General features: G+C 35.2%; 8 protein-coding genes. 6 read left to right on the forward strand and 2 right to left on the reverse strand.

What is annotated here, in order from left to right:
• The first annotated feature begins 162 nt into the window (after positions 1-162).
• Together ACQKIH_RS15540 and ACQKIH_RS15545 are read left to right on the forward strand one after the other, a co-directional pair.
• Positions 163-633: a glutathione peroxidase gene (locus ACQKIH_RS15540; protein ID WP_427767631.1), complete on the forward strand. Its 471-nt coding sequence runs from the start codon at positions 163-165 to the stop codon at positions 631-633.
• Between the two features lie 159 nt (positions 634-792).
• A complete protein-coding gene (locus ACQKIH_RS15545) occupies positions 793-1,527 on the forward strand; it encodes a glucose 1-dehydrogenase (protein WP_057983945.1) in 735 nt (244 codons plus the stop codon).
• Between the two features lie 298 nt (positions 1,528-1,825).
• Here the strand turns inward: ACQKIH_RS15545 and ACQKIH_RS15550 are convergent, their stop codons facing one another.
• Together ACQKIH_RS15550 and ACQKIH_RS15555 are read right to left on the reverse strand one after the other, a co-directional pair.
• Complete coding sequence (locus ACQKIH_RS15550) at positions 1,826-2,143, reverse strand: DUF5713 family protein (protein ID WP_269084194.1); 318 nt, start codon at positions 2,141-2,143, stop codon at positions 1,826-1,828.
• Positions 2,144-2,337: 194 nt separating this feature from the next.
• On the reverse strand, positions 2,338-3,393 hold the full coding sequence (locus tag ACQKIH_RS15555; RefSeq protein WP_427767634.1) for a 2,3-butanediol dehydrogenase: 1,056 nt from the start codon (positions 3,391-3,393) through the stop codon (positions 2,338-2,340).
• A 472-nt stretch (positions 3,394-3,865) separates the two neighbouring features.
• Between ACQKIH_RS15555 and ACQKIH_RS15560 the strand changes: the two genes are divergently transcribed.
• The 4 genes from ACQKIH_RS15560 to ACQKIH_RS15575 are packed head-to-tail and all read left to right on the forward strand — an operon-like array spanning position 3,866 to position 6,270.
• Complete coding sequence (locus ACQKIH_RS15560) at positions 3,866-4,585, forward strand: ABC transporter ATP-binding protein (RefSeq protein ID WP_427767636.1); 720 nt, start codon at positions 3,866-3,868, stop codon at positions 4,583-4,585.
• 15 nt (positions 4,586-4,600) lie between these two features.
• Positions 4,601-5,344, forward strand: coding sequence for an ABC transporter permease (locus ACQKIH_RS15565; protein ID WP_427767639.1), 744 nt, complete (start codon positions 4,601-4,603; stop codon positions 5,342-5,344).
• Between the two features lie 60 nt (positions 5,345-5,404).
• Positions 5,405-5,863, forward strand: a complete 459-nt coding sequence (locus tag ACQKIH_RS15570; protein ID WP_427767642.1) for a LytTR family DNA-binding domain-containing protein — start codon at positions 5,405-5,407, stop codon at positions 5,861-5,863.
• Positions 5,860-6,270 (forward strand): DUF3021 domain-containing protein, encoded by a 411-nt coding sequence (locus ACQKIH_RS15575; RefSeq protein WP_427767644.1) that lies wholly within the window; start codon positions 5,860-5,862, stop codon positions 6,268-6,270. The genes ACQKIH_RS15570 and ACQKIH_RS15575 overlap by 4 nt, the downstream gene beginning before the upstream one ends.
• Positions 6,271-6,387: the final 117 nt, after the last annotated feature.

The following is a 6,387-nucleotide window of genomic DNA, read 5'->3' on the forward strand; positions in this document are numbered from 1 at the left end:
ACATTTGTCATATTCTAATATTTTTTTGAGGAATAGGACATTTTTTCGACATTTTTCACCAATGTGTTTTTTTGTAATACACGTTAATTATTTTACAGTTCAGCTAAAATTAAGTACGCTATCAATAGAATTTCAACTATTTTATTCTCAAGGAGGGATTGAATGAATCTTTATGAAATTACTGTACACACTGAAAATCATGAACACTATTCATTAGAAAAGTATAAAGGCAATGTGCTGCTCATTGTGAATACTGCTAGTAAATGCGGATTCACGAAGCAATTTACACAATTAGAAGCCCTCTATCAAAAATACAAAAATCAAGGTTTCACTGTTTTAGGCTTCCCTTCCGATCAATTTAAACAGGAATTGGATTCGGGTGAAGAAGCTGCCCAATTTTGCCGCCTTGAATACGGTGTATCATTCCCGATGCATGAAATCGTTAAAGTAAACGGTGCCAATGCACATCCACTTTTCCAACATTTAGCCTCAGAAAAGAAAGGCTTGTTAGGACAAGCAATTAAATGGAACTTCACAAAATTTTTAGTCGATCGTGAAGGCAATGTTATAAAACGTTATGCTCCTGTCGATACTCCCTTAGTAACCGAAAAGGAGATTGAGCAATTATTATAAAAAGCAACGTTATTTATGTAAATTCATCACCATGAATAAAACGCTTTCAATTTTTAAGCTTAATGTTTTGACGATAGTTTAAGGGTATACTATAATGAACTTATCTTCGGTAATGAAGAAAATTTAAAATTATAATTACTAATTAGGGAGTGTTTATTGATGGGTCGTTTAGAAAATAAAGTAGCAATTATTACAGGTTCAGCACAAGGTATGGGTGCTGCTCACGCTAAACTTTTCGTATCACAAGGCGCTAAAGTTGTTTTAACAGACTTAAATGAAGAAAAAGGACAAGCATTTGCTGCTGAACTTGGCGAAAACGCAATTTTCGTTAAACAAAACGTTGCAAGTGAAGAAGATTGGGCGACAGTTGTTGCAAAAGCTGAAGAAGCATTTGGTCCAGTTAACGTATTAGTAAACAACGCTGGTATTACAATGGCGAAAAGCATGTTCGACATGACAGTTGAAGAATACCGTCGCATTGTTGATATTAACCAAGTTTCAGTATTCTTAGGTATGAAAACTGTAGCACCTTCTATGGAGAAAGCTGGCGGCGGTTCAATCGTTAACATTTCTTCATTAAACGGTTTAGTAGCTGGTGCAATTGGTTACACAGATACTAAATTCGCAGTTCGTGGTATGACAAAATCAGCGGCAATCAGCTTAGCGTCAATGGGCATCCGCGTAAACTCTGTACACCCAGGTGTTATCGCTACACCAATGACTGTTCAAGAAGATACAAAAGCAGCAGTTGAAGCGTTCGCTAAATTTATTCCATTAAAACGCGTTGCACAATCAGAAGAAGTTTCAAACATGGTATTATTCTTAGCTTCTGATGATTCTAGCTATTCTACTGGTTCTGAATTTGTTATTGACGGCGGAATTTCAGCTCAATAATTATATTAATATGGGTATTGATTTTAAGTTCTTCTCAATATCCCAACAATTACAGCCAGTTATCGATTTTTTTCGGTGGCTGGCTGTTCATTTTGTATTTCCCATTAAATTGATACACCGTACATAGTAGTAACTTATTACAATAAAACGAAATTGAAAACACATGGCTAGTCCGAGTGAGTCCGACCGCTTCCCTTTGCCGAAAAGGATTTACATTTGCATTTAGACATAAATAAAAAATCGCTATCGTGTAAGTAATACTTTAGCGATTTATATCCAACATTACGTTCTTATTTTCTCACCAATGTCTATTTCGAATCGCTTCCTCAATATCAATCTCGATTTGATAAGCGTTCAGCATTAAGTAGACCGTATCTGCTATTGACTCTCTCGCAACCGTTTCGATTTCGCTCCCATTCTCCTCAAATTCTTCAGCTAAATCATTAATTCTATGTGTCATTTCGTCTAATTTTAGTTGCACGGTTTCATTTGTATGGTTTTCCGTTTCCAGAAAGTGAGCGACTCCTTCAATTGTAGCTTTGATCTTGTCTACTAAAAAATCTGGGAAGTATGAATCTCTATACATATCTACTAAATAATTTATGTCTTTTGCCAATGCTATCCCTCCATCATATTGAATCTATAAATATAGTAACATATGAGTGTTGTGGGTTTACAGGTAATTCAAATTTATAACTGCATACCTCTACCTCTTGAATTAAAGCCGCATAATGTCATATTAGAAATAATTGGATGGATAATGAACTAAAAAAGCTTAAAGGAATCATTGATTTCCTTAAGCTCTTCTCATTATGATTGTGAATTCACAAGTATCTTAATTTGATTTTTTTCTTTCATTAATGTTTCAAAACCTTCTGTTACTACATCATCCAGTCCTATTCGCTTAGTTACAAGCTTGTCAGCTGGGAAATACCCTTGCTTCATCAATTCCATGACAGCTGGGAAAATATCACGATACGCAATGATTCCTTTTACTGTTCGCTCTGCAAGTACAATATTATTCGGCTGAATTGAAGCCTCCGATTCCCAAATTGACACAATAATTGTTTCACCCTCAAACGTAGTCGAATCAATAGCTTGCTTCAATACTACGGGTATTCCAGTTACTTCAAATGCAACATCTACACCGCCGTTTGTTAACTCGTGAATCCGAGCTATAGGATCTTCATTTTGTGGATTTATGACTGCACTCGCGCCTAATTCTAAGGCCTTTGCAGCACGCTCTTCTGAAAGCTCTACCGCGTAAATTTCCGATGCACCCGCTGCACGAAGCGCTTCAATTACAAGCAGACCAATAGGACCTGTACCAAAAACAGCTGCTTTGTCTCCTGCCTTAATTTTACTTAAACGTACTGAATGGAGTGCAACAGCCGCTGGTTCTACAAGGGCACCTTGCTCATAAGAAAGACCCTCAGGCATTTTATGTACCATTTTTTCATCTACCATTGTATATTCCGAGAAACCACCACCTCCACCTGAAAGCCCGTGAAACCCTAAATGAATACAAATGTTGTATTTCCCTTTTTTACATGCAGCACATTCTCCACAAGCTAGAATAGGCTCAACTACAACAGCATCGCCAACTTTCACTTTCGTAACGCCTTCTCCTACTTCTACTACTTCGCCAGAAAACTCATGCCCCATGATAATTGGTGCAATATCCTTACTTAAATAGTGTGGCTGATCTACAGGAATGAAAATAGGACCAGCTGCGTATTCGTGTAAATCACTTCCACAGATGCCTGTCCATTGTACTTTAATCTTTACCTTACCTTGCGAAATTACCGGTTCTTCTACAGTTTCTACACGAATATCTTTTGGTTTATACCATCTTGCAGCTTTCATTATTTCAATTCCTCCTCAAGAAAATATTGTAAATTCTGTACACCTCCATTATACATTTTTCAACTGAATATAGTCTAAAAACCTAGAATATACACAAAAAATTAACAATTGCATACACCAATGGGTATCTGGTACCCATTTTATTATACGCATATTCCTAGTCTCTTTTTAAGTTGTTGTTTCCATCTTAAGAAGAATAATATAGAGCGAAATAATTTGCCCCCAACCATTATGATCCAACTATCCACAGTTGTTAAGTCGTTTTTTAATATAAAGCATATTTTTAACCTTTAATACTTAAAAGATGAACCTTCTGAAAATAATCCTCACATTCTCATCGTTATCATTGCAAGTGGCCCACCTTTTATTGCGAGTCACCTGTTATTAATTGCAAGTTACCGCAAAATGGAAGACTCCCTCGGAAAATCAGCCTATACTTTGGTTACAAAGAACATTAGTTGGAGGGAATAAAATGAAAGTAATTGAAGTCAACAATTTAAAAAAGTCTTACGGATCAAAAAATGTACTAAAAGGGATTAATTTCCAAGCGCGCGAAGGTGAAGTGATCGGTGTTATTGGAAAGAACGGCGCTGGAAAATCGACCTTTTTAGAAATTTTAATGACAATCAAGCAGTATGACGCAGGAAATGTAGTCATTTTGGAAGAGGATATTCAATCGCTATCTATTAACAAGCTTGAACAAGTACGAAAGCATATTTCTGTCGTTTTACAACCTACGCAATTTTACGCCAATTTAAAAGTTGAGGAGTTACTGAAATTATTCAAAGCGTATTATAACTCACCTATGGACGTCAAAAAGATTATGGCGGAGTTCAAATTAGAACCACACCGCAAAAAGTATTTTGACAAGCTTTCTGGTGGATGGAAGCAAATTGTTAGCTTAGCGATCGCCTTTTTATCGGAACCTAGACTACTCATTTTGGATGAACCGACAACTGGGCTTGATCCACATATGCGCGATCTTCTTTGGACCTACATTACAAATTACAATAAAAAAACAGGCGGCACAGTTATTCTAACAACACATAACATGGATGAAATCGAGTTATATTGTGACAAAGTCCTACTTCTCAATAACGGTGTGAATGAAGTTTTTGATACAACTGAGGGCATTTTGAAAGATGGTTATAAATCCATACACGAATTTTACATTTCAAAAGTATCTATTTAAGGGGGATTATTTATTATGTTACTTACACAATTAAGATATGATTTATTAATGTTTTCTAGGGAATTATTTTATTTAGTATTCACGATTTTTGTGCCGCCTATTACGTATATCTTTATGGGACAATTATTTGGAGATACAATGTACGCAGGCAACTTAAGCTATGCACAAACGTATACACCTTCATTTATTTTACTGATTACATTTACCGTCATCTTTTTCGCTTTCGGATTTGACCAAGTAACACATAGAACGACTGGGGTTGAAAAGCGCATCCGCATTTCCCCAGTATCTAAAACTACACTTTTACTTTCTAGCATTATTCGCTCAGTCATCATCACTAGCATTGGTTTCATTTTGATTTTAGTCATTGGAATCGCGATGTATAATGTAGAATTCCATATCATTGAATTAATCACATCATACGGCTTCTTCATTGTACTAAATGCACTTTTACTCATTATTTCATCTGCAGTTTATTCATTTTTCAATAATATGAAAAGTGCGCTCGTTTTCTCAATTGTTATTTTACAAATCGTTATTTTAACAGGTGGTTTTGCGATGCCGATTAATTTGATGCCAACATTCATCCAAACAATCGCAAACTTTAATCCACTGTACCATATGAATACTTTATTTATCGCAGTTTGGAACGGCCAACTTACATTTAATAACAGTACAGTTCTTTCATTTGGTTACATTTCAGCATTTGCCCTACTCTCTCTCATTGTTCTTGGTTTTATGAATAAAAGAAAAAATTAACATATTTGGATACTTAATTTAGAAAAACATATACAATATTCTCGAAAGAGGTGTTGTACATTGAAAGTTTCATTGAATATTGACAACGAGTTTAAGGAAGCGAAAATAACGATTGAAACACCTGAATTAAACAGTTCGGTTCAAGAAATTCTCGATTTTATCAAAGGTCGCGAAACAGAATTCCTCATTGGAAAAGATGGAGAGATGCAGCATATTCTAAAACCCGATGATATTCACTATTTCCATACTGAAAATGAAAGTGTCGTGGCTGTTACTACAATTGGCACATACAAATTGAAAGAGAAACTATATGAATTAGAGGAAATTCTCCCTTCTAATAAATTTATTCGACTCTCAAAATCAGTCATTGTTAATCTGCATGAACTTAGCCGTTTTGAAGCATCGTTTAACGGTACACTCTGTGTCTATTTCAAATCGGGGGCGAAAGAATATGTCTCTCGAACGTACGTCAATACAGTAAAAGAAGCTTTAAAAATGAATAGGAGAAAAAATGAATGAAAATCTTTTTAAGCAGAAGTATGATTGGCATTTTCTTCGGTTCATTTATTACGGTTATATCTACAAACTCCATTGTCTATTTCGGTGATAAAGGTATGCTAGACGGTGATCTTTTTTTGAAAAATTCGATAGGTTTCATGTTATGTGGTTGGTTATTCTCTGTGAGTTCACTCTTTTTTGAAAATCAAAAGTTACGCATTACACAGCAAACCGCGCTACATTTTGCAACAGTTGTTGTTTTATATTTCATATTAGCTTTTGGCATTGGCTGGATTCCATTCAACTTCATTAGCTTTATCCTTGCGATTGCATTGTTTAGCGGAATTTATCTCTTCATTTGGACAGCTTGTTATTTTTACTTTAAACATCAAATGAAAAAAATAAATGAGGAACTCGATTTACTTTGAAAAATAAAAGATCAACACCGTCAATGGGACTGACCCCAAAAATATAGACAAATAAAAAAAGCATCTTCGATTGAATTCGGGTTTAGATACCTAAAATTCAACTAGGGGGTGTTTTTT

Origin of the sequence: Solibacillus cecembensis (assembly GCF_050272495.1) — a bacterium.
Lineage (GTDB): Bacteria > Bacillota > Bacilli > Bacillales_A > Planococcaceae > Solibacillus > Solibacillus cecembensis.

What these genes read in the sequence shown, in the direction of transcription:
- ACQKIH_RS15575 (WP_427767644.1), top strand. Translation starts at nt 5,860, where the DNA reads ATGAAAATCTTTTTAAGCAGAAGTATGATTGGCATTTTCTTCGGTTCA.
- ACQKIH_RS15565 (WP_427767639.1), top strand. Translation starts at nt 4,601, where the DNA reads ATGTTACTTACACAATTAAGATATGATTTATTAATGTTTTCTAGGGAA.
- ACQKIH_RS15545 (WP_057983945.1), top strand. Translation starts at nt 793, where the DNA reads ATGGGTCGTTTAGAAAATAAAGTAGCAATTATTACAGGTTCAGCACAA.
- ACQKIH_RS15560 (WP_427767636.1), top strand. Translation starts at nt 3,866, where the DNA reads ATGAAAGTAATTGAAGTCAACAATTTAAAAAAGTCTTACGGATCAAAA.
- ACQKIH_RS15540 (WP_427767631.1), top strand. Translation starts at nt 163, where the DNA reads ATGAATCTTTATGAAATTACTGTACACACTGAAAATCATGAACACTAT.
- ACQKIH_RS15555 (WP_427767634.1), bottom strand. Translation starts at nt 3,393, where the DNA reads ATGAAAGCTGCAAGATGGTATAAACCAAAAGATATTCGTGTAGAAACT.